Raw genomic sequence first — 24,233 nt, 5'->3', positions numbered from 1 at the left:
GGCGAAGTTGTCCTGATTGGCGCCGGCCCGGGAGATGCTGATTTGCTGACCCTTCGTGCGCTGAAATTTATGCAAAAGGCAGAGGTGGTGCTGTATGACTACCTGGTCTCAGATGAAGTGATGGCGCTGGTAAACCGCGATGCAGAGTTAGTCTGTGTCGGCAAGCGCGCCGGGCATCATAGTGTGCTGCAGGAGGAGACCAACCGCTTATTGGTTAAGTTTGCCGGAACGGGTAAAAGGGTAGTGCGCTTAAAAGGCGGAGACCCCTTTGTTTTTGGCCGCGGTGGTGAAGAGCTGGAAGTTCTGGCTGATGCGGGCATTTCGTTCCAGGTCGTTCCGGGCATTACCGCTGCAGCCGGAGCAACCGCATACGCGGGTATCCCGCTGACTCATCGCGATTGTGCTCAGACCGCTATGTTTATCACCGGACATCAGAAGCCAGACGGAGATAAGCTTGACTGGTCTACTCTGGCGCGGGGTAAGCAGACTCTGGTCATTTATATGGGACTGATGAAGGCCGCTTATATTCAGGAGCAGCTTTTGCTGCATAAACGTGATGCCCGGACGCCAATCGCGATTATTGAGCGTGGCACACAGAAGCAGCAAAAGGTGATTACCGGTGAGCTGTATCAGTTAGCGGAAATGGCGCAATTAGCCAGTTCGCCTTCTCTGATAGTGATTGGAGAGGTGGTCACACTTTCAGAGAAATTACACTGGTTTGGCACTGCCGCACAGGTATATGAACCGGTACAGGCAGTGGCCGGCTTCGGCTAAACGCTGTTTTTGTTTAGCCCAGCAGAGTCGGTTCGCCAAAGTAGTATCCCTGAAGGAAGTCCACTCCCAGATCTTCTGCTATTTTGCACACCTGCTCGTTGTGGACAAACTCGGCAACGGTTGTTGCTCCAACCACCTTGCAGAGCTGAATCATGGTCTGTGTTACCTTCCTTTGCCTTGGATCGGTATCGATATTCTTAATCAGGCTGCCGTCAATCTTGATCACCTGAGGTTCAAGTTTGATTATCTCATCGATATTTGAGTAGCCTGAGCCAAAGTCATCGACAATGATCCGTGCGCCAAGGTTTTTCAGGTGATTACAGACCTCAATCATACGGCCATAATCGTGTATCTGCTGGGATTCAAGCACTTCCAGGCCTACCCGGGAAGGGTCATCAAAGGCCAGCAGGTATTGCTCAAGAATCTTAATGGTCTTGTCACTGAGCATATCCTGAGGCGACAGGTTGATGGAAAAGGCCTCCTGACGTTCTTTCATCAGAGAGAAGGTATTGGTGATCATCTGCCTGCTTAAGCGGGTATACAGATGAGTGCCTTCGATTATCGGCAGAAACTGTCCCGGAGAGATCAGTCTTTCACCATCTTTTATCCGGACCAGGCACTCACAAGCCACTTCTTTATGGCTATTCGCCTCTACGATAGGCTGAGCATAGGTCAGTACGTTGTTACTGATAATGGCTTTGCTGACACAGGACAACCAGTTCAGTTGAGACTGACGCTTATCATTCTCCGGCTCCAGCTGTTTGGCGTTGCAGACATGGTGATTGTTGATTCTTGCCCAGCGTCTGGCCTCAATGGACTTTATCAGCATTTCATCTACAGACAGTTCGGGATAATCCCGGCGGCTGATTAAACCAGTATTCAGGGAGACAGAAAGGTAATCCATCTCGGATATCCCTTCTGGTTTAAAGTCTATGTGTTCCAGTTTTTCGGTGAACTCGTAAAGCTCGCGCTTAATGGATGAGGTTGTCGCATCAGATTTAAGCACTAGCGCCCACTCACCGACGCCGATACTGAAGATATAGTTACCCGGGAAGCGGGACTCAAAATAGCGGCTTCCAAATTGGCTAAGCTCACGCAGTAACTGATCGCCTATCTGGTAGCCATATTTTTCGTTGATCTGCCGGAAGTTAGTCAGCTTCATCGTGACCAGATGGTCGTTGAGGCGCATCTTTTGCAGCCTTTCCCGCAGAGCTACCCGGTTAGGAAGAGAAGTCCGGAGGTCGACACGATAGCTCTCCGTCAGTTTTCTGGTCTGTTCTTTCAGCCTGAGCTCCATGCTGGAGTGCATCTTGTCAGCATCAGCAATGGCGTTGTGAATCAGAGAAAACAGAGGCGATATTTTGTCTCTTTTCGTGTCTTGCTTGCTACGTTCCACCCGGTTTACATCTGGCTCACCTTCCCTCAGGGCAAGATAAGTCAGGCTATGATGTAAAATATACTGCTGATTTGTCCTGCAGAGCTCGGCTGCAAAATAACTTCCCTGTGTTGGTGCTACGGCCTGAAATGCTTTTAACTCGTTATTGCTTTCTGCAAAGTTTAACCGGGAAGAGCAGTTGTAAATAAACAGGATGTCCGGCAGGTCGACAACAAGTTGTTCTGCTTCGTTCTGAACCTGTTCCAGAGTCAGAGAAGGGTGGTTATAGCTAAAACGAACCTTATCTCCAACCGTCAATGGCTCATTAAACTCGATAGCGCCATCGGGTAAAATCCGGGTGGGAACAAAGACGTTTTGCCGTGTCCGGTTTCCTAACATCAGAGGAAAGCTATTCAGATCATAAATGCTAAGTGACTTATCTTCCGCAAGGTAGTGCCTGTAAACATCGTAACAGGGCTGGTTATTCAGGCTAACAACGGCATTCCCTTCCACTTCAGTCACTTCGAAAAAGCGCCCGACAGGGTTCCATTCGATAAAACCGCCATGCCAGATACTCAGCTTATCTCCGTGTAAAGCAACAGCAGCCACGGCGTGCTTTGCTATCTGGCTGTTTAGTAATACCCAGGTGCCGTGAGCATTCTGCTGTGCTGCACCGCCCGCGACAGGCACTTCGTTCTGCAATGCATCGAAACTGCTGTACAGAGCCCGGTCTTTGGAGGTAATCCCATCGGCGAAGCTGATAACCGCTTTGGTTTCGGACGACATAGCCAGCCGGTCAGTAAGGGACAGGCTATCCTGAGTCTGGTTTTCGGATATGGGGATCAGAGCGGAAGTGAGCCTGGTATCGGTAAACTCGGTGATAAGAATCAGGCTTCCGTGTTCTTTGATTTCCGCGTTATAAATATAGTTGCTGGTACTGTGTCCGATCACCGTTGCAGTGGTAAGCTCTGAACGGATAATTTCGCTGAACGCCAATCCATGCTCCGCACCCTGAGTGGAGCATATCTGGATCAGGTATGTATTCGCCGGACTCAGATCCAGCTTGTTTAAGCTGTCCAGCAGTTGTTGTTCATCGGCAACGATGAATGAAAAGTTGCGCATTACTTACTTTGATACCTGTCTGACGTTATCTTTCTTCGGGGGAAATAAATTTAATCTTAGTAAAACCCTAGAATCTTAGTTCTAGTTTGTTACGAACATTGTATGAAATTGTCAGTATTGAGTCATTACTGGTGTCGCATTTTTAAACAATACGTAGTATCAGACTAAAGCAAGAAGCTCGGACAGGTCACAAATTTCTATATCGGGCAGTATACGGGCTTTTTTTGTATCCCTGATGGTCTGACCCGAGTAGTTGGTCCAGCAAGCCTGAAAGCCTGCATTTTTAGCACCGCACACGTCGGTTCTCAGGTGATCGCCAACATGCAGAATGTTTTCCCGGTTTATCTTCAGGTGTGCTGCGCTTAAATCAAACATATCTGAAAAAGGTTTGGCTTTTCCGTCCGGGCCTGCTTTATATACCTGGCGGAAGTAGTGAGCAATACCGATTTTCTCCGGGTCAACATTGCCATTGGTAATGGCGATAAGGGGGATTTTGCTGGCCAGTTTTTCCATAACCTCATGTGTTTCACATGGAACATCTACCTGATTTCGCAGCCATAACGCATGCTCGATACCATCCTTAGCCGCATTTTCAGCCTGCTCCTGAGCATAGCCTAAACGGGTCAGTCCTTCCTGAATCTGAGTCTGGCGCCAGAGCGTCACATCATGGCATATTTCAGGGTTAGCTAAGGCTATCTCCCTTTTTATCTGCTGCCAGTGGGTGACCGGAATCGTTGACGAAACCGGGTGATGGGTGTGAAGCCACTTAACCATTTCTCGTTCTACATTCTGGATAACGGGCTTGTTGTCGTAGAGTGTGTCATCCAGATCAAATGTCATGGCCTTAACTGGCTTAGGGCTTCGGTATATCAGCATAGTGGTTTCACTTGTTTTTCTTTGCTCGGGGATGGGCTTTATCGTATTCCTGAGCCAGGTGTTGGAAATTCAGGTGCGTATAAACCTGAGTGGTTGAGATGTTCTCATGCCCCAGCAGTTCCTGAACTGCTCTGAGGTTTCCGCTGGATTCCAGAATATGTGTTGCAAAGGAGTGGCGTAGTTTGTGCGGGGAAATATGGCTGGCAACGCCTTGCTTTAATCCCCACTCTTCCATTCTTTTCTGTATATTCCGGTGCGAGATCCGGCGGCCGAGTTTTGAGAGAAACAGTGCAGGCTCATCGGCATCCTTTACCAGAGCGGGGCGAACTTTCAGCCACTTGCTGACCCACTCTCTGGCATAACCGGTAAAAGGAACCTTACGTTCTTTATTTCCTTTACCCACAACCCGTAGCTCATCTTTCTGAGTGTGAATATCTTTAAGGTTGATATCCACCAGTTCTGCCAGTCGCAGACCGGTTCCGTACATCAGCTCCATAATAGCTCTGTCACGGACGGCCAGCGGATCGCTTTCATCTACTTCGAGCAACTGATTAACGGAATCCACATCTATATTTTTAGGCAGTCTTTTCTCTTTTCTTGGCGCGCTAATACCTTTTGCCGGATTGGCAGAGAGTTCGCCCTGTAAGATCAGGTAGTCAAAGAAACTTCTCAGGGAAGAGAGGCGGGTGGAAATGCTGCTGGGTTTTATATCCTGTTTTACACACAGAGTAACCAGGTGCCGGACCCAACTGGGATCTATGTCTTCCCAGTGCTCTAAACCTCTTTCATGAAAGAGCTGACTAATGATTTCAAGCTGTTGCCGGTAGTTCTTTATCGTATGCTGGCTAAGCCCTCGCTCAGCTCTGAGATATTCGAGAAAGCGCTCCAGAGAAGCGCTTAAACTATCAGGCAGGGGTTTGTTCGATGACATGGTCAGTGTCCCCACAACTTGATGTCATGCAGGAAACCAGGTGAGAAACCGTCAGCGCAAGGTGTTTCAGGAACAGGGTGTCCATATTTGGCTGAAAGTGGCCGCCATCTTCGCTGGAGAATGCGATAACGCCCAGAGGCTTATGCTTGGTTAGTGACAGAACCACATAGGAGCCAAGCTCAGGGACGCTCTCATTACCAAACAGCAGTTCACGGTCTGCTTTTCTCAGTCTTCCCAGGTACGCATCTTTGCCATTGAAGTGGCTGGCTGCAAAACTGTGCCAGTTATCGTAGCTCAGGTAGTGTGCCTTTTCCGGGCTGTCTATCAGGCGAACATAGCCTTTAAGGCCAAGAGAAGCTGCTTTCTGCGCAACGGCGGTGATCAGCTCATTAACCGTTGAGCATTTCAGAACCTGCTCCTGCAGCTCCATAAACTCGTAAAAGGTTTTATCGTTTTTAGCCGCAAGAGACATCAGCTGAGTGATCTCTTCTTCCAGTTCGGCGATTTTTTCTCTTTGTCTGCGAAGCTGAATCTCTACCAGAGAGACAGCTCCCTGCTCTTTATGAGACAGGGACAGCTTTTCGATCAGTGCCGGTCTGTTCTTGAGAAAGTCCGGATGATCTCTTAAATACTCTTCTACAATTTCAGCGGATAAAGCGCCCGCTTCTATCTGAGACACAATATGTCCTCTTTTGATCTGTTGGGTTAGCAGGAGATCTGGCCATCGAAAACATGGGCTACAGGTCCAGTCATATAAAGCGGATGACCCGGGCCTTCCCACTGTATGGTCAGTTCGCCGCCTGGCAGGTTAACTTTTACTTTGTTATCCAGCAGACCCTGAACGATACCAACAGCAACTGCGCCACATGCGCCTGTACCACAAGCCTGTGTTTCACCTGCACCACGTTCGTATACACGCAGACGTATTTCTTCACGGCTTACTACCTGCATAAATCCGGCATTGGCACGCTGGGGGAATCTCTCATGAGACTCAAGCAGAGGACCAAGCGTTTCAACATCTGCGGTGTCTACGTCATCAACCACAGTAACCACATGCGGGTTGCCCATGCTGACCGCTCCACAAAACAGAGTATGTTCGTCAGCGCGAAGGATATAGGTTTTCTCTTCCTTTTTGGCCTTAAAAGGAATCTTGCCCGGTTCAAAAACCGGTTCACCCATATTGACGGTCACAAGGTCATTCTCTTCCACCTTCAGGACAATCTTGCCCTTCTTGGTGCTGACATCAATGCTGTACTTATTTGTCAGGCCTTTCATTCTGACAAAGCGGGCGAAACAGCGTGCGCCGTTTCCGCACTGCTCAACTTCACCACCGTCAGAATTGAAAATACGGTAGTGGAAGTCTGTTTCCGGGTCATAAGGAGCTTCGACAACCAAAAGCTGATCAAAACCGATGCCTGTATTGCGATCCGCCAGACGGCGGATCAAATCCGGAGAAAAGAAGATGTTCTGGGTAATGCAGTCAACGACCATAAAGTCATTACCCAGCCCGTGCATTTTAGAAAAATGGAAATGCATAGTGGTTTATTTTACTCCGGTAGCAGGTGTTCCAGATTCCAAAGATCTGAAATCTTCTCGCGTTCTCTGATCAGGTGAACCGCATCACCATCAACCATAACTTCAGCCGCTCTTACTCTGGCGTTATAGTTTGAAGACATGGTAAAGCCATAAGCACCGGCAGAACGAACGGCCAGCAGGTCATCCTGCTCAAGTGTCAGTTCGCGGTCTTTGCCGAGGAAGTCGCCGGTTTCACATACAGGGCCAACGATATCGTAAGTGTTTGCTTCACCTTCACGAGGTGTTACAGGTACGATTTCCTGCCATGCAGAGTAAAGTGCAGGGCGCATCAGATCGTTCATCGCTGCATCAACAATAGCGAAGTTCTTAAATTCAGTGTGCTTGAGGAATTCTACTTTAGTCAGCAGAACGCCGGCGTTAGCTGCGATAGCGCGGCCTGGTTCGAAGATCAGCTCAATCTCAGGATGATTCTCAAGGCGTGCAAGCAGCGCCTTTGCGTAATCGGATGGCTGAGGAGGCAGTTCGTCACGGTAGATAACACCAAGACCACCACCAACATCCAGGTGCTTGATATGAATACCATCAGTAATCAGAGCATCGATCAGTGCCAGCAGTCGGTCAGTGGCATCGATAAAGGGTTCAATCTCTGTCAGCTGTGAACCGATATGGCAGTCGATACCATGAACCTCGATAAACTCAAGGCTGTCTGCAAACTTATAAACTTCTCTTGCTCTGTCAAAAGCGATACCGAACTTGTTGTCACGCAGACCGGTAGAAATATAAGGGTGCGTTTTTGCGTCTACGTCCGGGTTGATTCTCAGAGAGATAGGCGCTTTAACACCCAGCTCGCCGGCAACCTTGTTAAGGCGTTCCAGTTCCGGCTCTGATTCAACGTTGAAACACTTAATCTTCAGTTCCAGAGCGCGCTTCATTTCGGCTTCTGTTTTACCAACGCCGGAAAAAACAACTTTAGATGCATCACCACCAGCTGCGATAACACGCTCAAGCTCACCGCCTGATACGATATCAAAGCCAGAGCCCAGACGAGCCAGTGCATTCAGTACACCAATGTTGCCGTTTGCTTTTACTGCATAACAGACCAGGTGCGGATGTTCGCTAACGGCTTTATCAAATGCATTCCAGTGGCGCTCAAGAGTCGCGCGTGAATATACATAAAGTGGTGTACCGTATTGCTGAGCAATTTGTTCTAGTGGGACGTTTTCGGCCCATAGCTGGCCATCATCCTGATAATTAAAATAATCCAAAGTCGTGTTTCCTACCAATTAGCGATATTGTTCTATTGAGATTGCGTCTGCTCTTTCTGTGGCGCATCTTCGGGCATATATAAAGGACCTGTGTTTCCGCATCCGGCCAGGCCCAGAATGGATGTCAGGCATAGTGCTGCAAGAATTTTTTTCATAGTACATATCGTGATTATTAATTCAATGCCCCCTATAATCGCACTACAGATAAGAAAAGCAATAGGATAGAGCAGGATGAATGCAACTGAATACCATGAATTAGCTGATGAAGAGTTCAACAGAATTGAAGAAGCGATTGATGAGTCCGGAGCCGATATTGATTATGAAACGGTCGGTAATGTACTGACGCTGGAATTTGATGATAGAAGTCAGATAGTTATCAATAAGCAGGAGCCAATGCAGGAGATCTGGCTTGCTTCTAAATCGGGCGGATTCCATTTTTCTTTCAATGGTGAGCAGTGGATTTGCTCGAAAACCGGAATTGAGTTTTTTGCAATGGTAAAAGAGGAATGTGAAAAATATTCCGCTGAAGAGATTGAGTGGAGCTAAGAAGTTTCCCTGCTTAAGGAGCCAGACTCCTTAAGCATTAACCACCTGTGATGACTTTACCGGGTGGGCGCCGTCATTTCTGTACGGGACAACCTGTTCACTGCCGTCATCATTGTTCACTATCTGATAGAACTGCGGCAGGTTAAAGTTAATCAGGTTACTTCCTTCTTCTTCATCATCATCTGTGTTCGACGTGTAGAAGTTGTTTACGCTGCTGATCATTTCGTCTTTATCACCGTTGAACTGGTGATAAACCTCTACTTCGTTTACTTCATCCAATACATAAATATTAAAGCCGATCTCTGTATCTTCGAAGAAGAACTGAACCAGACCTTCGCTGGCGAAGTTATCCACCACTTCAGGCATGTGGTAATCCTGCTCCTTGTCCAGCATGGAAAGCGGAGAGCCCTGAAGTTTGTTGGTGGAAATGCTCTTATAGAAGTCGACGGAGTTTTCCAGTTTCTGAACCGATACACCGCGACGTTCGAAGAAGAGGCCAAACATCTCTTTGCCGACTTTGATGGCTTTAAATCTTCTGCGCTTCTGTGGCTCGACAGGTTTCAGTCTCAGGTCGATACATTCAGCCAGCAGCTGATAAACACTGTTGCGCATAATGCCGCGCAGGTTCTTGCTGTAACAGAATACGTCCACCGACTCAGGTGGCAGTGCATCCTGATGCATCTTACCAAGCACGGTTTTCAGCGCATCAAGCATGGCGGTTTCACCTGTGAAATGCAGGGTACGCACTTCATGCCAGGAATTTCTGTAAACAAGGTCTACACTGCCGACTAAGCTTTTGCTGTTTTCACCAAAGCTGAAAATATCTACGTTCTGCAAATCTGCTTTAAGAGCCTTAGGGGTAAGCGTCACCGTTGGATCTTTTTCAAAGTTGATAAACATGGCCAGCTGGCTGATCTCACACGGGCTGCCCAGAGCCTGCATAGTCGGGCGGCGTTTACGCAGTGAGAAGGTATTACGCAGGTCGCTTACCATCTGGTAGAACTTGTCGATATCCAGATCGGCATTGCGAACCACGGAATGCAGTCTTGTGGATTCGGTAATCAGGCCGTTAAAGAAGGACCAGGCAACAAGCTTACTCAGGTAAACGTTGTGTTCCAGATACGGCTGACCAATGATTTCACTGGCAATAAGCGGCTGCTTATACAGATACCAGCCTGCCGGATTGGTTCTGCCTTCACGCACCTGAATAAAGCTCAGGTCAGACTCGTGTAAGTCCGGTGAAATTTGTGGGTTCAGCAGAGTTACCTTGCCCGGTAATACTTCGAATGCGGCGTACAGTTTACGCGCCAGGATGCTGATATCCTGCGGGCTGATGGAAGAAGTAATGTCGTTGCGTCGTGCAAACTGGATAAGATTGCGGTAGCTCTGCATCAAAGCATCCAGCAGGCCGTGGTGAACTACTTTTACCTGTTTTACTTTCCAGTTACGGCGGTCATCAAGCTCTCTGATAACGGTTTCATCCCAGCCCCACGCCTGGGTCATTTCAGTCAGAGCTTCTCTGCGCCACTCAACAGAGCCAATGCCCGGTTCTCGGGAAAGTTTTTCGTGTGTCTTCAGGTAGAAGCAGCGACGGACAAGGTCCAGTCGTTTGGTATCTCTGATTCGCTCTAAGTAGCGGGTCACCTTTTCCAGCATAAGATAGTAGGCATCCATGCTGTACAGGTCAGGGTCGTGCGCAAAAAAACGACGTTTGTAGTCGATACTCAGAAGCTGGGTGTGCGGGTATTCCCAGGAGTAGGCTTCCAGCAGGATAGCCTTAAGTACAGATTTATACGGTGAATCTATGCTTTTATAAAGTTGCCATAGGTTTGAGCCGAAGTACTCTTCAGCCGGAATCCGGTTTAATTCACCGAAGTCGATCCATTCGCTGCAATCAATGCTGCCAGACTGGCAAAGCTGAGCAAGGTATTCCTGATAGCAGTCTTCCATTTCCGGCGGTACGATTTGCCAAAGCAGTCTTTGACCGGCCAGGCGGACAGCGGAACGGTAGAATTCATCAAGCAGCAGCAGATGCTGAGAGGAGCCACAGTTCTCACCGCTCAGCTCTTCAGACTGGTTGCTGCGGAAGCGCTCTTCGTCCATTAAGAAGAAATTAGCTTCAACACCAAAGCTTTTTGCCCACTCTGTAATCATCAGGCATTTATTGCTCAGGTGCGAACGGGCTTCACTGCTCATTGATGGAGAGACACAAACCCAGATATCGAGATCGCTTGATGTACTCTGACCAATAGAAGAGGTACTGCCCATGGTGTACAGGGCAAGTATTCCGGGCTTGTCGGCGCTTTGTAGTTCATCCTGCCTGGTAATGCAGATTTGATCGATAAACTGCTGCTGTACGACATCTGGTTCAAAGCCATAGATACCATAAGGCACTTCTTTATCGTAATAAGCCGGGAATTGCGGATCGTTGTAATGGAACAGAACAGGAATGAAATTGAATACCTGCTGGCTTTGCACATTCATAAGTGCTAGCGCGCGCTCAACACGTTGCTGGTTGAGTTTGTCTAACCTGCTAATGATGGTCTTGGTATAAGCCTGCAAGAGGTATTCCTTGATTGATAAGTTCTCGTTCAGGTTTTGTTTTATTTTTAGACTTTATGGCCAACAAAACGTGATCAAACTAACACTTTTCGCCCAATTTGTAAAGAAAATGCGAACCAGGGCGAAAATTTCAACAAAATGAAACATTAACCTTACTGGCGTGAAAACAGTCTCTACTTTTTTAGGGATCACTAATAATAGTGTAAACCACAATTGGGATTTCCATCACATTATTTTTACTTATAGCAGCAAATAGTAGTGCTTTATATCAGTCCTAAGATCTATAGGTGAATCCGAAGGGAATAGAGTGTTAGGATTGCACAATTGTCTTTACATAAATCAGATTCTGGAAAAGAAAAAAGCATGTCCGAAACAATTACAAATCAACCAATCAGAATAGCGACAAGAAAAAGTCCTCTTGCCTTATGGCAGGCTTATTATGTGAGAGATGCTTTGCAGGCAGCTCATCCTGGTCTGGAAGTAGAACTGGTTACTATGGTGACTAAGGGAGATGTGATTCTTGATACTCCTTTAGCCAAGGTGGGCGGTAAAGGCCTGTTTGTAAAAGAGCTTGAAGTTGCCATGCTGGAAGGCAGGGCGGACCTTGCCGTGCATTCAATGAAGGATGTCCCTGTCGATTTCCCTGAAGGCCTGGGCCTTGTCACTATTTGTGAAAGGGAAGACCCGAGAGATGCTTTTGTCTCTAATACTTATAACAATCTGGATGAACTGCCTCAAGGGGCGGTGGTGGGCACATGCAGCCTGCGCCGTCAGTGTCAGTTAAAAGAAGCGCGTCCTGATCTGGTTATCAAAGAGCTGCGTGGCAACGTGGGTACTCGCCTTGGCAAGCTGGATGCGGGTGACTATGACGCAATTATTCTGGCAGCGGCAGGTCTGAAACGCCTGGAGCTTGAAGAACGAATCAGAAGCTTTATTGAGCCTGAGCAGTCTCTTCCGGCAGTAGGTCAGGGTGCAGTAGGCATTGAGTGCCGCCTGAATGATGAAAGGCTGAAGAAGCTGCTTGAACCGCTTAACGATGCTGATACTGCAGACAGAGTCCGCTGTGAACGTGCAATGAACCTGACCCTTGAGGGCGGGTGTCAGGTGCCGATTGGCAGTTACGCTTTACTGGATGGCGACCAAATCTGGCTACGCGCGCTGGTGGGTGAACCGGATGGCTCTGAGATTATCCGTGGTGAAATCCGTGGTAACAGAACCGATGCAGAAGCTCTGGGCGTAGAACTGGCAAAGCAGTTGCTGGACCAGGGTGCTAAAGAGATCCTTGAAAAGCTCTACTGTGAACACGACTAAGTTGATTCTGACAACGATGAAATAAAGGCGGGGCGAATGAGTACGGTACTGGTGACACGCCCTGACCCTGATGGTGAAGCGCTATGCTGCCAGCTAAAGGAAGCTGGCATCAGTGCGATTTCCCACCCTCTGATTGTATTTCGTGCCGGAATATCTATTGATGAACTATTTGACCGGATAAATGCTGCTGATATTGTAATAGCAGTGAGCAAGCCTTCGGTTGAGTGGGCTGACACTGCTTTGAAAAGCCAGTCTCATAGTTGGCCGGATAAGCCGATATATCTTGCCGTTGGTCAAAAAACGGCCGACAAACTCAGCAAGTGTGTGCAACAAACAGTACACTACCCAATAGTCAGTGATAGTGAAAACTTGCTGGAATTACCGCAACTGCAGAATGTAGCCGGTAAGAGTGTGCTGATATTAAGAGGGAACGGTGGCAGAGAGCTAATCCGTTCTCAGCTGTCTGCAAAGGGTGCGACTGTTCATTATTGTGAAGTATACCAACGTCAGGCGGTGACTTTTGATGGACACTCTAAAGCAGAGGAATGGAAGCGAAGAGGGGTAGACCATATTGTTGTTACCAGTGCGGAACAACTCTCGATTCTGACAAACTCAATACCGGCAACCAGACATCACTGGCTTTTTGCTCAACTTTTAATGGTGCCAAGCGCACGAATCGCAGCTATGGCATCCGATCTAGGCTTTTGTAATGTGAAAGCGACGGGGAGTGCCTCCAACCCCGATCTATTAGCAACGATACAATCGTTATTGAAGATAGGACATACAGATGACAAGTAAAAATAACGAGAATATTGAATCAGAAAACAAAAATGACGTTCAGCCTGAAGAGACTTCGCAACAGGAAGAGCAAGTAACTTCATCGACTTCTGCTGATTCTGCAACTGACTCTGCTGATTCTGTCAGCCAGCCAGAGCCGGCATCCACTCCTGAAATCAAATTTGAAGAGAAGCAAGGTAAGCGTGGCGTTAAGCTGGCGACGCTGGCAATAGTGCTGTCTCTTTTTGTTGGTGGTGGTGCGGCTTATCTCTCAAACCAGCAGGCGCTTCAGTATCAGGCTCAGGTTGAAGCACTTAGCGCTCAGGTCAATCAGCTCAATTCTCAGCTGAATCAGAAAATGGCTGAAACCAAAAACACGGTAAGCAAGCAACTGCAGAATCTGGATAACAAAACAGAAACGCAGTTTGGTCAGCAGCATGAAAGCATTAAGAGCATTCAGCTTGCTATCGCCGATATCAAAGGCCGTCGCCCAAATGACTGGCTACTGGCGGAAGCTGACTACCTGGTTAAACTGGCTGGCCGCAAGCTCTTCCTGGAAAAGGATGTGGAAAGTGCCACTCTGTTGATGGAAAGCGCTGATCAGCGAATTTCTGCACTCAATGATCCTAGCCTGGTTCCTCTGCGCAAAGAGATGACCAAGGATATTGTTGCACTGAAAGCTGTGCCATTGATTGATAAAGATGGTCTGGCAATTCGTCTGACAGAGCTTCAGGAGCTGGTGGACCGACTGCCACTGGCAAATGCGATTCTTCCTGATGCTCCGGTGGCTGAAGAAGCAGTTATCTCTGAAGATATCAATGACTGGCAGGAAAACCTGATGACCTCTCTGAAGGATTTCTCCGAGGAGTTTATTACCTTCCGCACCCGTGACGGTAACGTAATTCCGCTTCTGTCGCCTAAGCAGCACTATTACCTGAAAGAGAATATCAAAGGTAAGATCGAAAATGCGGTAAGGGCGGTTTATAACGAAAATGGCGAGGTATATAAAACGTCACTTAAAGTCGCTAATGAGTGGGCTAAGCAGTTCTTTAAGCTGGATGACCCTTCAGTCGCGCAGTTCAGCAGAGCACTGCAGGATCTTGGTGGCAAGGACATTCAGGTTAACTACCCGGTTAAACTGGTTTCACAAAAAGCGTTGTCAGATGTGATTAACGAAAGGCTGCGCCGTGAAGTGACAAGTATGACCATGGAGGAGAAAGAATGATTCGAGCTATTTTCCTCTTTGCCGTTCTCGGCTTAGGTCTGTTCCTGGGGACTCAGTACTCCGGTCAGCAGGGGTATGTGCTTATTTCCATAGCGGATAAGACCATAGAGATGAGCGTAACCACTATGGTGGTGTTTATCGTTGCTTTGCTGGCGGTGCTTTTTGGCCTGGAATACCTGATTAAGAAAACACTTTACGCCACAAGCTTTACCCTGAACTGGTTTAGTGCCAGAAAGATGCGCAAGGCGCGGCTTCATACCAACGAAGGTATTGTGAAGCTGATGGAAGGTGACTGGAAGGGTGCTGAGAAGAATGTTACCCGCTGGGCCAATCACCATGATATGCCGCTGCTGTGTTACCTGATTGCTTCTGAGGCTGCTCAGGAGATGGGTAATGAAGAGAAGCGTGAAAGATATCTGGAGCTTGCTGATAAGCAGGGAAGCTCTGGTCTGGCTGTACAGCTAACTAAAGCGCGACAGTTTGCCCGGAGTGAACGTTATGATCTGGCTTTGGATGTTCTTACTGAGCTGAAGGCCACTCACCCGACCAATCCGGTGATCCTTAACCTGCTGAAAAGCTGCTATGTGAAGCTGGGTCAGTGGAAGCCTCTGCTGGATATGCTGCATAAGCTGGAGAAGGCAAACCTTGTCGGTCATAAAGAGAGAGAAGAGCTGTTCCTTAAGGGGCAATGCGGCCTGATGGAGGACCTTGCTCAGCAGGAAGGCAGCGAAGGTCTGCTATCGCACTGGAATTCTGCCCTTTCCCGTAAAGAGAAGCAGAAAACCCAGTTGGTGGTTTGTCTTGCTAAGCAGCTGATGACAAGAAAAGCCGATTCTGAGGCCTTTATTATTCTTCGCGATACCATGAAGAAAAATAAAGACAACGAGCTGGTGGAAGTGCTTCCTGAGCTTAATCTGCCGGATATGCACCCTGTGGTGGTACTGCTTGAGAAAATCGTTAAGAGCGACGGACAGAACGCCACCGCATACAGTGCCATTGCTCAGATTAAGCTAAGGGAAGAGAAGTGGGCGGAAGCTCAGCAGTATCTGGAAAAGGCACTCTCTGTCAGAGCGGATGTTTCCGATTACGCTTATCTTGCCAAAGCACTTGAAAAGCAGGATCTGACTCAGGCCGCCAATGATGTTTCCCGTCAGGCGTTGACTCTGGTGAACTCCTGATAGCAAGTGAATTAAAATGACTATTCTGAAGCTAGCATTACGCTGGCTTTATTTTTGCGTACCATATTCTTATTAAATAAATTCTTACATTAATGCCTAATATTAGTGCCATAAGTTAGAGATCTATCATGCATTAATATTTTGTAAAAGTTTACTCCTTTTCAATGTCCGTTAAATAAATAGTATCCAAAGTCAGTGGATATTTATGTCGCATTCTATATTTGAGTGATATTTAAATTAAATAGTCTGCTGTTCTAAATAAAAAATATAAGTTATTTGGATTTAATAAAACTAAGCATTTTACAAAGGGTATTAATATGAAATTGAAACCTATCGCGCTGGCAATCCCAATGGTGCTGGCTGCAGGTTCTGTATCGGCAGCAGAAATTTATAACCAAGATTCTAACAGCGTTGAGCTGAGTGGCTGGGTGAAAGCATTTGGTCATGTTACAGATAAAGACGTAGTTGAAAAAGATGACGACGGTTATGTTAAGCATGAAAAGGCAGCAAACGAAAAAGATGGCTTCCATGTAAAAACAGATGCGGAAGTTGAGCTAAAAGCAACTCATCAGGTTGATGAGGCGTCTAAAGTTATCGGTTCTTTCGTTATTAAAATGGGCGACTCCACTTCGGATGATAAGAAAAACGCGCAGTTTGATGATGTGAAATTTGAATATGACCATGCTGCAATTGGTAATATCTCTCTTGGTGACACTGGTAACTCTTTTGGTGTTCTGGAAAAAGCGGAAGCTGGTGAAGGTGACAATGTTTACCTAATCAAGCAGGGCGGAGTTGAAGGCCAGGGTATTCGTTATAAGAAGTCTGTAGGTAACTTTAACTTCTCTGCAAACTACGAAACAGATTCAGCAGAAGATTATGATTCAAACTACGCTCTGTCTGCTGAATATGCAGTAGAAGACTCCTTCTCTGCGGCAGTTGCTTACAGCGCAGATGGTGACAACGCTTCCTCTATCGGTCTGGCTGGTGATATCCACTTTGGTGAGTTACGTCTGGGTGCAGCCTTTATTTCTTTCGAAGATGGTAAGTCTATTGAGATTAATGATGGTGTAGAGCATAAGATTGAAAACCTATCAAACGACGGTCAGTCATACTCACTGGTTGCCGAGTACGATATTGATAAAGTAACAGTATATGGTTCTTACCAGATGGTAACGGGTGAAGCGGACAACGCTGATGTTGATGCTCAGCTGGTTTACATCGGTGCTGACTATAACTTCACTGACAGTGTAAAAGCTTACCTGGTAGCGCAAACTGGTACGCTTGAAGTTGGCACTGTTGAGCAAGAGTCAACAGGCTTTAAATTCGGTGCTAAATACTCATTCTAATATCTGATGATATTTGATAGTTATTAATAAAAATGCCCATTTTAAAAATGGGCATTTTTTATTGCTGTTTTAGCGTATATTCATGTCCGCTTTTATCGGCACTAAATACGGATAAATAATGATTAAAAAATTCAGTTAACTTTTCAGTCTCTTTCTTACCGTTAAGTATCTTTATTAATTCCACCCCAACCTCAAAAGTACACAAATTTCCTTTTTTTTGATTTCTTCTTAGCTGATATCCGGATTCAAGTTCTCCTGAAAAATGCACAGCAGGCAGCGCCTGAATCCAGGGGCTTTTTCTCAGCATTTTCTGTGCTTCCTGCCAGGTGCTGTCCAGGATGATAAACAGATAAGGTTTGGTGGGAGCGGATTTCCCGGTGTACTCGTCTAAAGGAATACTCTCTTCCGTCGGAAACAGCAGGATCGGCTGATATTCACCGCTGCTAATTTGCTGCAATAGCTCTTTTGGTGGATTTACTCTGTCCCAGATATGGATTTGGCAATTAGTCAGGATTTTCTCCAGCAGCTTGCCGGTATTGGTGTCTCTGGTTAACTCATTGGGATGGGTAAGCAGAGCCAGGTGCCAGTCTGGATCTAAGCCGGGGATAAGAGGGCAGATACATTGATAACGAAAGCCGCAGCCCGTGCATGGCTCCGGCTTTTTTGGGGAAGTCATAACTCAGTTCGCTTTAGAACAGGTTGTCTCTCAGATAGTGGGCCACGGCGTCGTGCTCATTGGTGCCGATAACCTCATTATCCGGCAGGGCATTAAATACCTTCTGATGGGCGCTTCCCATTACCAGCCCCTTACCCGCCATAGACAGCATTTCCACATCGTTCATGCCGTCACCAAAGGCGATACAGTCATCCAGGGCTAAGTCCATTGATTCAGCAACGGCTTTCAGCGCTCCGCCCTTAGATACTTCGGCCGCCATCACTTCCAGGCAGAAAGGGGTAGAGAAAGCAGCATTGACCAGATCACCGAAGGATTGATTAATCTCTTCTTCAAACTTTACCAGGTGCTCGTGATCCGGGTAGACAAAGAAGATCTTAGCAATGCCATCGGTTGGTGAACTGTCTGTGTCGAAGACGGAATAGGCAAAGCCGGAGTCCTTATGGAATTTCTTAATAAACTCATCTTCACGGCTGATAAACCATTTATCATCCTGATAAACATTGATTCTGATTTCCGGATCTTTTTTAACAATATCAATAATTGGCTGAACAATATGGCTTTCAACGTTTTTGCTGTATAGCAGGTTGTTCTCCTGATCATGAACACGGGCACCGTTTGAGGTGATCATAAATGCCGGGATACCTGCCTGCTCACGGATGCCTGAAACATCAACATGATGACGGCCGGTTGCAAAGATAAAGGTTAATCCTTTTTCATGCAGGTCTGATAGTGTCTGTTTAGCAAAATCATTGAGCTGATGGTTTGGGGCCAGCAGAGTACCGTCGAGATCGGAAGCGACGATTTTAAATTTTGAGTCGGATACAGCAGTCATTTGAACCCCTTTGATATGAGACTGGAGAGATGGCACATAGTGTATGAGAAATAGGAGCAAAAAAAGAGGGTAAAGTGTCTTTTCCTCTTTTTCCCTGTTTATTTCGTTTTAGAACTTATCGAAGAATCCGAGAATTTTGCTAAGGGCCGGTTGCCGGTATTCATCTTTCTCGAAAAAGATTTCGTGCTTTGCGCCCGGAATGATTTCCATGCGGCTCTTACTGCTAACGGCCTTATGTTTGGCAAAGAAGCGGTTTTGCGCGTCATTGCTGACAATGGAATCGTCAGAAGCCTGAAGTAACAGATAGGGAACCTCAAGCCGGCGGGCATCTTTAATGCACTGCTTTGCTGCAGTCAGGCTCTGCCATGCCCAGTGGGCACTTGGTCCGCCTAATTTTAGCTGCGGCATGGTTTCATAAAGCTGCCGGAACCAACGATAGCGAACTTCACACTGTGACAGCGGGTTGTTCTCAAAGGGCTTGGGAAAGTAGTGTTTGTTCTTGGTGGCGTAATCCGGCTCTTTATGTGTCATCGCCAGAACCCGGGTGAAGAACAGACCAAAGGGCTTGAGATGCCAGGCCATATTTACGCCGTACATGGGAGCACTGGCAGCAAAGGCCTGAAAAGCGCGCACGGGTTTAGTCTGCAAATACCGGGTAATGACAGCGCCGCCCATAGAGTGAGCAAGCAGAAATCTTTTTTGATACTTTCCTAAATCAAATGCGTCGACCATGATCGCCATATCGTCAACATAGTCCGAGAAGCTATGCACATGGCCGATATGCTCATCATCAATGGTACGCTCAGATAACCCCTGACCTCTGTGGTCAAAGGCGTAGACATCATAGCCGTTCTGAAACAGGTCATAGAACAGCTCCTGATATTTCCAGACTGATTCCACACGCCCGTTTACCACAACAATGGCCTTGGTATGCTTTTCAGAAGTGAGCGAAACCCAATAAAGGCTCTTTCCGGCAGAACCGGTTACATTTCCTTCGTTGCGCGTTTCCCAGAGATCTGCGATATCGCCGGATATCTTCTGGCTGAAATTTTCTTCGCGGGTCAGGTTATAGCGAAAGCAGGTCGTCATTTAATTTGCCATCTGTGGGTTGAGATACAATACTTAACAAAGTGCTAATTCTGATGCTATTGAGCCAAACATACAAGTAGATCTGCAATGTGAAGTTACTCACGTAACTGCTTGCTTTATGTGACATTAGTTCAGCAAATTCTGCTAGATTGGGTGTTTAAGCCTTATTCTATAACCGTATCAATTAACCGAAAATAAAAGTGCCTATATGTATACATATGTAGCCCGTCAGCCGATTTTTAATAAAAGTAAACAGACCATTGGGTATGAACTGCTCTTCCGTGATGGTGAACACAACGCTTTTCCTACCAGTGTCGGGGAGAATCGCGCGACCTACAGACTGGTTTCTGAGAGTTTTCTTTCCGTAGGTAGAAACCCCGCTTTTCAGACCTCCCGGTGTTTTATCAACTTTCCTTATGATTCCATTATTCAGGGGCTGCCTAAAACTCTGCCTAAAGAGCAGGTGGTTATTGAGATTCTTGAAACATGTGAACCAACCAAAGAGCTGCTTGAGGCTGTCCGAGACCTGAACCGGGCGGGTTATGTTGTGGCACTTGATGACTTTAACCATGACTACAAGTGGGACGAATTTCTGCCTTATGTTCATATCCTTAAGTTGGATATTATGCGTATGGGGATTGATGATGCCTGTGACTATGTGATCGAACAGAGAGAGCGCGGAGTGAATGTGTCATTTCTGGCTGAGCGGGTGGAAACCCAGGATGAGTTTGATGCGGCAAAAGAGGCCGGATTCCGCTTTTTCCAGGGGTTCTTTTTCAGCAAGCCGGAAATGCTCAAGCAGAAGTATGTCAGCCCGGATCAGGTTTTGGCACTGGAGCTGATAAAAGAGGTGATTAAGCCGGAAGTGAACTACACCAAGGTTGAAAGTATCCTTGAGAAAGATGTGTCGCTTTCGTACAAGCTGCTGAGGTTTGTAAATAGTGCCTCACCGCGTATTGACGAGCCGATTACCTCCTTTAAGCAGGCGTTGGTTTACCTTGGTCAGGACAAGCTGAAGATCTTCGTTTCCCTTGCGGTGGCCTCTTTTATTTCTGCCGAAAAGCCGCTTGAACTTTACAGCCTCTCTATGCAGCGGGCTCAGTTCTGTCAGTTAATGAGCCGCCACGATAAATTCAGGGAGCACAGACAAAATGCCTTTATTATCGGGCTTTTCTCTATGCTGGATGCGCTTCTGGACAGCACTCTGGATGAGCTGGTTGCTGATCTGCCACTGCCGGAAAGCGCGAAAGAAGCACTGATCTGGCGGGCTGGAGCATACGGAAGTCTGCTGAAAATGCAGGAGTGTTATGAAAGAGCTGACTGGCTGGGACTGGAATCGGAATGTAAAGCGCTTGGCCTGGAGCTAACAGATGTGAGCACTGAGCTGAGTCAGGCACAGAAGTGGAGCCAGGATATGGCGATGCTGACTTCTTCCTAATACCAATACCAGTAATTAGCTGTTCAGTGATTGCGCAGGCAAAATCGCTAATAGCAAGGATTGGTATAATATGAAGAATTGATGACAAAGAACGTGTGTCGCTTGACGCGCGTTTTTTTTTAACTAAGATATGCGTATGTCCATATATACGAGTTTGCAAATATGTCGCCAAGCCAATTCTTCAAGATGCTGTCAGATGAAACGCGTCTGCGTTGTCTGCTATTAATTGCTAGAGAAGAAGGCTTGTGTGTTCGCGAACTGACAGAAGCAATGAATGAAAGTCAGCCGAAAATATCCCGTCACCTAGCTTTGCTGAGGCAGTCCGGGGTACTGGTTGATGAAAGAAAAGGGCAGTGGGTGATGTACAAGGTATCGGACTCACTACCCGGCTGGCTGCTTAAGGTAGTCAGCGGTCTGAAAGAATCTAATTGTCTTAAACAGCAATACCTTCAAGATATTGAAAGATTGCACGCATATAGTGATCGCCCGGCCATTTAAGTGGCGGTTAAAGAATTTTATTGATTAGAGGTTAACGAAAATGCCTATTAAAGTTGGAATCAACGGTTTTGGTCGAATTGGCCGACTTGCACTACGCGCTTCTTTTGACTGGGAAGAGCTGGAGTTTGTTCAGATTAACGATGTTGCGGGAGACACCAAAACTCTGGCACACCTTCTGGAGTTCGATTCAGTACAGGGCCGCTGGCACCACGAAGTGTCTGCTGACGGTTCAGAGATGGTTATCAATGGTAAGCGCATTAAAGTGACCTCTGAGCGTGAAATCGATGCAGTAGACTGGTCTGAATGTGATGTTGTTATTGAATCAACTGGCGTACACCGTAAGACTTCTTTCCTGAACAAGTACCTTGATCAGGGCGTTAAGCGTGTAGTGGTATCTGCTCCTGTTAAAGAAGAAGGCATTGCAAACATCGTTGTTGGTGTTAACGACGAAATCTTCAACCCTGAGCTGCACAAGATCGTAACTGCAGCTTCATGTACAACGAACTGTATCGCTCCTGTTGTTAAGGTTATCCACGAGAAGCTGGGTATTGAGCAGTCTTCTTTCACCACAATCCACGATCTGACCAACACTCAGACTATTCTGGATGCGCCTCATAAGGACCTGCGCCGCGCGCGTGCCTGTGGTATGAGCCTTATCCCGACAACAACGGGTAGTGCAACGGCTATCGTTGAAATCTTCCCAGAGCTGAAAGGTAAGATCAACGGCCACGCGGTTCGTGTTCCTCTGGCTAACGCTTCTCTGACTGACATCATCTTTGATGTTAAGCGCGACACAACTGCCGAAGAAGTTAACGCACTTCTGAAAGAAGCTTCAGAAGGCGAGCTGAAGGGCATTCTTGGTTTTGAAGAGCGCCCGCTTGTTTCTATCGACTACAAAGGCGACCAGCGTTCAACCATCGTTGATGCTATGTCAACTATGGTTGTTGGTACCCGTATGGTGAAAGTCTACGCCTGGTACGATAACGAAATGGGTTACGCAACACGTACGGCTGAGCTTGTTCGTAAAGTTGGTCTGGCATAAGGAAGAGAAAGATGACACATCCAACCTGGGAACTAAAACTTGAAGGTGACGCGGCTCTTATCCTGACGCCTTGTCCGGGCACTAAAGAGGCAGACCTTGCCACTTCTGTTCAGCAGCTAAAAGAGCAGGGTGCACTGGCTATGGTCACTGCTCTTGATACTGAAGAGATGGAAAAAGCGGGCGTTGCCGCTCTTGCTGAAGAGTCAGAGAAAGCAGGTATTGCCTGGTTCCATCAGCCAATCGAAGACGATCAGGCTCCGGGTGCAGAGTTCGATGCTCGCTGGGAAGTGATAAGCCCGAAAGTACATGAAGTACTGAAGCAGGGCGGCAAGGTTGTACTTCACTGCATGGGTGGCTCTGGCCGTACCGGTATGCTGGCTGCTCACATCCTGCTGGAAATGGGCTGGGATCTGGAAACCATTAAGCGTGAAGTAAAAGCACTTCGTCCGGGCGCATTTACTAAGCAGCCACAGATCGATTATATCGCTGAGGTTGCGGCTAAGTTCTAGCCGAAAGGGGCTTTTGGGTTATGGTGATCCAAAAGCCTTATTTGCTGTTCATCCTAATTTTAATGCGGTTAAGGCTATGTTTTCTAACCTGAGTAAAAGTGTTCGCCAGTATATGCTGGTTACGTTCAACTACTGGAATTTCACTATCACAGATGGCGCACTTCGCATGCTGGTGGTGCTCTATTTCCATGATCTTGGCTACAGTACGCTGGCTATTGCATCACTTTTCCTTTTCTATGAATTTTTTGGTGTTGTGACTAACTTGATTGGCGGCTGGCTTGGCGCCCGTCTGGGTCTTAACCGGACCATGAATATCGGTCTGGCAATGCAGGTGTTTGCTCTGGTGATGCTTGCGGTACCAAATGCATGGCTGACGATTCCATGGGTCATGGCGGCGCAGGCGGTATCCGGTATTGCGAAAGACCTGAACAAGATGAGTGCCAAAAGTGCTATTAAGACGCTTGTGCCGGATGAGCAGCAGGGCGCTCTGTATAAGTGGGTTGCTATCCTGACCGGCTCTAAGAACGCACTGAAAGGTGCCGGCTTCTTTATTGGTGGTCTGTTGTTGTCACTGGCAGGTTTCAGGGTTTCCGTATTGATTATGGCCGCTGTTCTGGCCGTGGTTCTTGTTGGCAGCCTTATCATGCTTGAAAGCGATATGGGTAAGGCGAAGAGTAAGCCTAAGTTTAAGCATATCTTCTCCAAGTCTCAGAGCATCAATATTTTGTCACTGGCGCGCATGTTCCTGTTTGGTGCCCGTGATGTCTGGTTTGTGGTTGCGCTGCCGGTTTATCTGGGTTCCGTTTTCGGCTGGGATCATCTTTGGGTTGGCGGCTTCCTTGCCCTCTGGGTTATCGCCTACGGATTTGTTCAGGGTGTCGCTCCTAAGATTACAGGTAAAGCTGAAGGTAAAGTACCTGATGGCTCTGCTGCAACATACTGGGCGGTACTGCTTGCCGGAGTAACCGGTCTTATCGCTTACGGTGTGCAGGTTGAATGGCAGCCTGAGCTGGTGATTGTGGTCGGCCTTCTTATTTTTGGTGCGGTATTTGCGGTTAACTCATCACTGCACTCTTACCTGATTGTGAGCTATGCAAAAGGGGATGGCGTATCGCTTGATGTGGGTTTCTACTATATGGCCAATGCCATGGGCCGCCTTATCGGAACCATTTTGTCCGGCTGGGTATTCCAGATGGCAGGATTAGCAGCTTGTTTGTGGGTTTCTTTTGCATTTTTGGCACTAACCGCAATTATTTCCGTTTACCTGCCTAAAGCTAACCAGACAGAGCTTGCCTGATAACTCAATAATTTCAGATAATTAACCG

At 47.2% G+C, this 24,233-nt stretch carries 21 protein-coding genes and 2 pseudogenes; 12 read left to right on the top strand and 11 right to left on the bottom strand.

What is annotated here, in order from left to right:
- Positions 1-774: pseudogene (cobA, locus tag L3Q72_RS14465) on the top strand (uroporphyrinogen-III C-methyltransferase); the annotation flags it as partial.
- 13 nt (positions 775-787) lie between these two features.
- Here cobA and L3Q72_RS14460 read toward each other — a convergent pair.
- The 7 genes and pseudogenes from L3Q72_RS14460 to L3Q72_RS23425 all read right to left on the bottom strand — a co-directional run bounded on the left by L3Q72_RS14460 (position 788) and on the right by L3Q72_RS23425 (position 8,131).
- Positions 788-3,271, bottom strand: coding sequence for an EAL domain-containing protein (locus L3Q72_RS14460; protein WP_275130605.1), 2,484 nt, complete (start codon positions 3,269-3,271; stop codon positions 788-790).
- 159 nt (positions 3,272-3,430) lie between these two features.
- Positions 3,431-4,147, bottom strand: coding sequence for a 5-amino-6-(5-phospho-D-ribitylamino)uracil phosphatase YigB (yigB, locus tag L3Q72_RS14455; RefSeq protein WP_275130604.1), 717 nt, complete (start codon positions 4,145-4,147; stop codon positions 3,431-3,433).
- A gap of 7 nt (positions 4,148-4,154) precedes the next feature.
- Positions 4,155-5,084: a tyrosine recombinase XerC gene (gene xerC / locus L3Q72_RS14450; RefSeq protein WP_275132122.1), complete on the bottom strand. Its 930-nt coding sequence runs from the start codon at positions 5,082-5,084 to the stop codon at positions 4,155-4,157.
- Positions 5,053-5,757 (bottom strand): DUF484 family protein, encoded by a 705-nt coding sequence (locus tag L3Q72_RS14445; RefSeq protein WP_275130603.1) that lies wholly within the window; start codon positions 5,755-5,757, stop codon positions 5,053-5,055. Before L3Q72_RS14445 ends, xerC begins: the two co-directional genes overlap by 32 nt.
- Positions 5,758-5,783: 26 nt before the next feature.
- Positions 5,784-6,614 (bottom strand): diaminopimelate epimerase, encoded by an 831-nt coding sequence (gene dapF, locus L3Q72_RS14440; RefSeq protein WP_275130602.1) that lies wholly within the window; start codon positions 6,612-6,614, stop codon positions 5,784-5,786.
- Positions 6,615-6,625: 11 nt separating this feature from the next.
- The gene (gene lysA, locus L3Q72_RS14435; protein ID WP_275130601.1) at positions 6,626-7,879 is read right to left on the bottom strand and encodes a diaminopimelate decarboxylase; all 1,254 of its coding nucleotides are present in this window, start codon (positions 7,877-7,879) and stop codon (positions 6,626-6,628) included.
- A gap of 32 nt (positions 7,880-7,911) precedes the next feature.
- Positions 7,912-8,131, bottom strand: a pseudogene (locus L3Q72_RS23425) (lipoprotein).
- Here L3Q72_RS23425 and cyaY point away from each other — a divergent pair.
- Positions 8,111-8,425 carry an iron donor protein CyaY gene (cyaY, locus tag L3Q72_RS14425; protein WP_275130599.1) on the top strand — a complete coding sequence of 105 codons (315 nt, stop codon included), beginning with the start codon at positions 8,111-8,113 and terminating at the stop codon, positions 8,423-8,425. The pseudogene L3Q72_RS23425 and the gene cyaY sit on opposite strands and share 21 nt — an antisense overlap.
- A 30-nt stretch (positions 8,426-8,455) precedes the next feature.
- Here cyaY and L3Q72_RS14420 read toward each other — a convergent pair whose 3' ends face one another.
- Positions 8,456-10,987, bottom strand: a complete 2,532-nt coding sequence (locus L3Q72_RS14420) for a class I adenylate cyclase (protein WP_275130598.1) — start codon at positions 10,985-10,987, stop codon at positions 8,456-8,458.
- 363 nt (positions 10,988-11,350) lie between these two features.
- Here L3Q72_RS14420 and hemC point away from each other — a divergent pair, with 363 nt between their 5' ends.
- From hemC to L3Q72_RS14395, 5 genes are all read left to right on the top strand, one after another.
- Complete coding sequence (hemC, locus tag L3Q72_RS14415) at positions 11,351-12,298, top strand: hydroxymethylbilane synthase (protein WP_275130597.1); 948 nt, start codon at positions 11,351-11,353, stop codon at positions 12,296-12,298.
- Between the two features lie 36 nt (positions 12,299-12,334).
- On the top strand, positions 12,335-13,096 hold the full coding sequence (locus L3Q72_RS14410) for a uroporphyrinogen-III synthase (RefSeq protein WP_275130596.1): 762 nt from the start codon (positions 12,335-12,337) through the stop codon (positions 13,094-13,096).
- The gene (locus L3Q72_RS14405; RefSeq protein ID WP_275130595.1) at positions 13,086-14,300 is read left to right on the top strand and encodes a uroporphyrinogen-III C-methyltransferase; all 1,215 of its coding nucleotides are present in this window, start codon (positions 13,086-13,088) and stop codon (positions 14,298-14,300) included. Before L3Q72_RS14410 ends, L3Q72_RS14405 begins: the two co-directional genes overlap by 11 nt.
- The gene (locus L3Q72_RS14400) at positions 14,297-15,478 is read left to right on the top strand and encodes a heme biosynthesis HemY N-terminal domain-containing protein (RefSeq protein ID WP_275130594.1); all 1,182 of its coding nucleotides are present in this window, start codon (positions 14,297-14,299) and stop codon (positions 15,476-15,478) included. Before L3Q72_RS14405 ends, L3Q72_RS14400 begins: the two co-directional genes overlap by 4 nt.
- Positions 15,479-15,795: 317 nt before the next feature.
- The gene (locus tag L3Q72_RS14395; protein WP_275130593.1) at positions 15,796-16,824 is read left to right on the top strand and encodes a porin; all 1,029 of its coding nucleotides are present in this window, start codon (positions 15,796-15,798) and stop codon (positions 16,822-16,824) included.
- Positions 16,825-16,882: 58 nt separating this feature from the next.
- Here L3Q72_RS14395 and L3Q72_RS14390 read toward each other — a convergent pair whose 3' ends face one another.
- The 3 genes from L3Q72_RS14390 to L3Q72_RS14380 form a co-directional block, all read right to left on the bottom strand.
- A complete protein-coding gene (locus L3Q72_RS14390; RefSeq protein ID WP_275130592.1) occupies positions 16,883-17,500 on the bottom strand; it encodes a DTW domain-containing protein in 618 nt (205 codons plus the stop codon).
- Between the two features lie 13 nt (positions 17,501-17,513).
- A complete protein-coding gene (locus L3Q72_RS14385) occupies positions 17,514-18,332 on the bottom strand; it encodes a Cof-type HAD-IIB family hydrolase (RefSeq protein ID WP_275130591.1) in 819 nt (272 codons plus the stop codon).
- Between the two features lie 108 nt (positions 18,333-18,440).
- Entirely contained in the window at positions 18,441-19,421 is a 981-nt protein-coding gene (locus tag L3Q72_RS14380; protein WP_275130590.1) for an alpha/beta fold hydrolase, read from the bottom strand.
- Between the two features lie 208 nt (positions 19,422-19,629).
- Here L3Q72_RS14380 and L3Q72_RS14375 point away from each other — a divergent pair, with 208 nt between their 5' ends.
- The 5 genes from L3Q72_RS14375 (at position 19,630) to arsJ (ending at position 24,205) form a co-directional block, all read left to right on the top strand.
- A complete protein-coding gene (locus L3Q72_RS14375; protein WP_275130589.1) occupies positions 19,630-20,859 on the top strand; it encodes an HDOD domain-containing protein in 1,230 nt (409 codons plus the stop codon).
- A gap of 162 nt (positions 20,860-21,021) precedes the next feature.
- Positions 21,022-21,357, top strand: coding sequence for a metalloregulator ArsR/SmtB family transcription factor (locus L3Q72_RS14370; protein WP_275130588.1), 336 nt, complete (start codon positions 21,022-21,024; stop codon positions 21,355-21,357).
- Positions 21,358-21,397: 40 nt separating this feature from the next.
- On the top strand, positions 21,398-22,399 hold the full coding sequence (locus L3Q72_RS14365; RefSeq protein ID WP_275130587.1) for an ArsJ-associated glyceraldehyde-3-phosphate dehydrogenase: 1,002 nt from the start codon (positions 21,398-21,400) through the stop codon (positions 22,397-22,399).
- An 11-nt stretch (positions 22,400-22,410) separates the two neighbouring features.
- Positions 22,411-22,908 carry a cyclin-dependent kinase inhibitor 3 family protein gene (locus tag L3Q72_RS14360; RefSeq protein WP_275130586.1) on the top strand — a complete coding sequence of 166 codons (498 nt, stop codon included), beginning with the start codon at positions 22,411-22,413 and terminating at the stop codon, positions 22,906-22,908.
- 76 nt (positions 22,909-22,984) lie between these two features.
- Positions 22,985-24,205, top strand: coding sequence for an organoarsenical effux MFS transporter ArsJ (gene arsJ / locus L3Q72_RS14355; protein WP_275130585.1), 1,221 nt, complete (start codon positions 22,985-22,987; stop codon positions 24,203-24,205).
- The last annotated feature ends 28 nt before the right edge of the window (positions 24,206-24,233 follow it).

The sequence above is a fragment of the Vibrio sp. JC009 genome (assembly GCF_029016485.1).
Taxonomy (GTDB): domain Bacteria; phylum Pseudomonadota; class Gammaproteobacteria; order Enterobacterales; family Vibrionaceae; genus Vibrio.
This window is presented reverse-complemented; position numbering and strand designations above follow the sequence as displayed.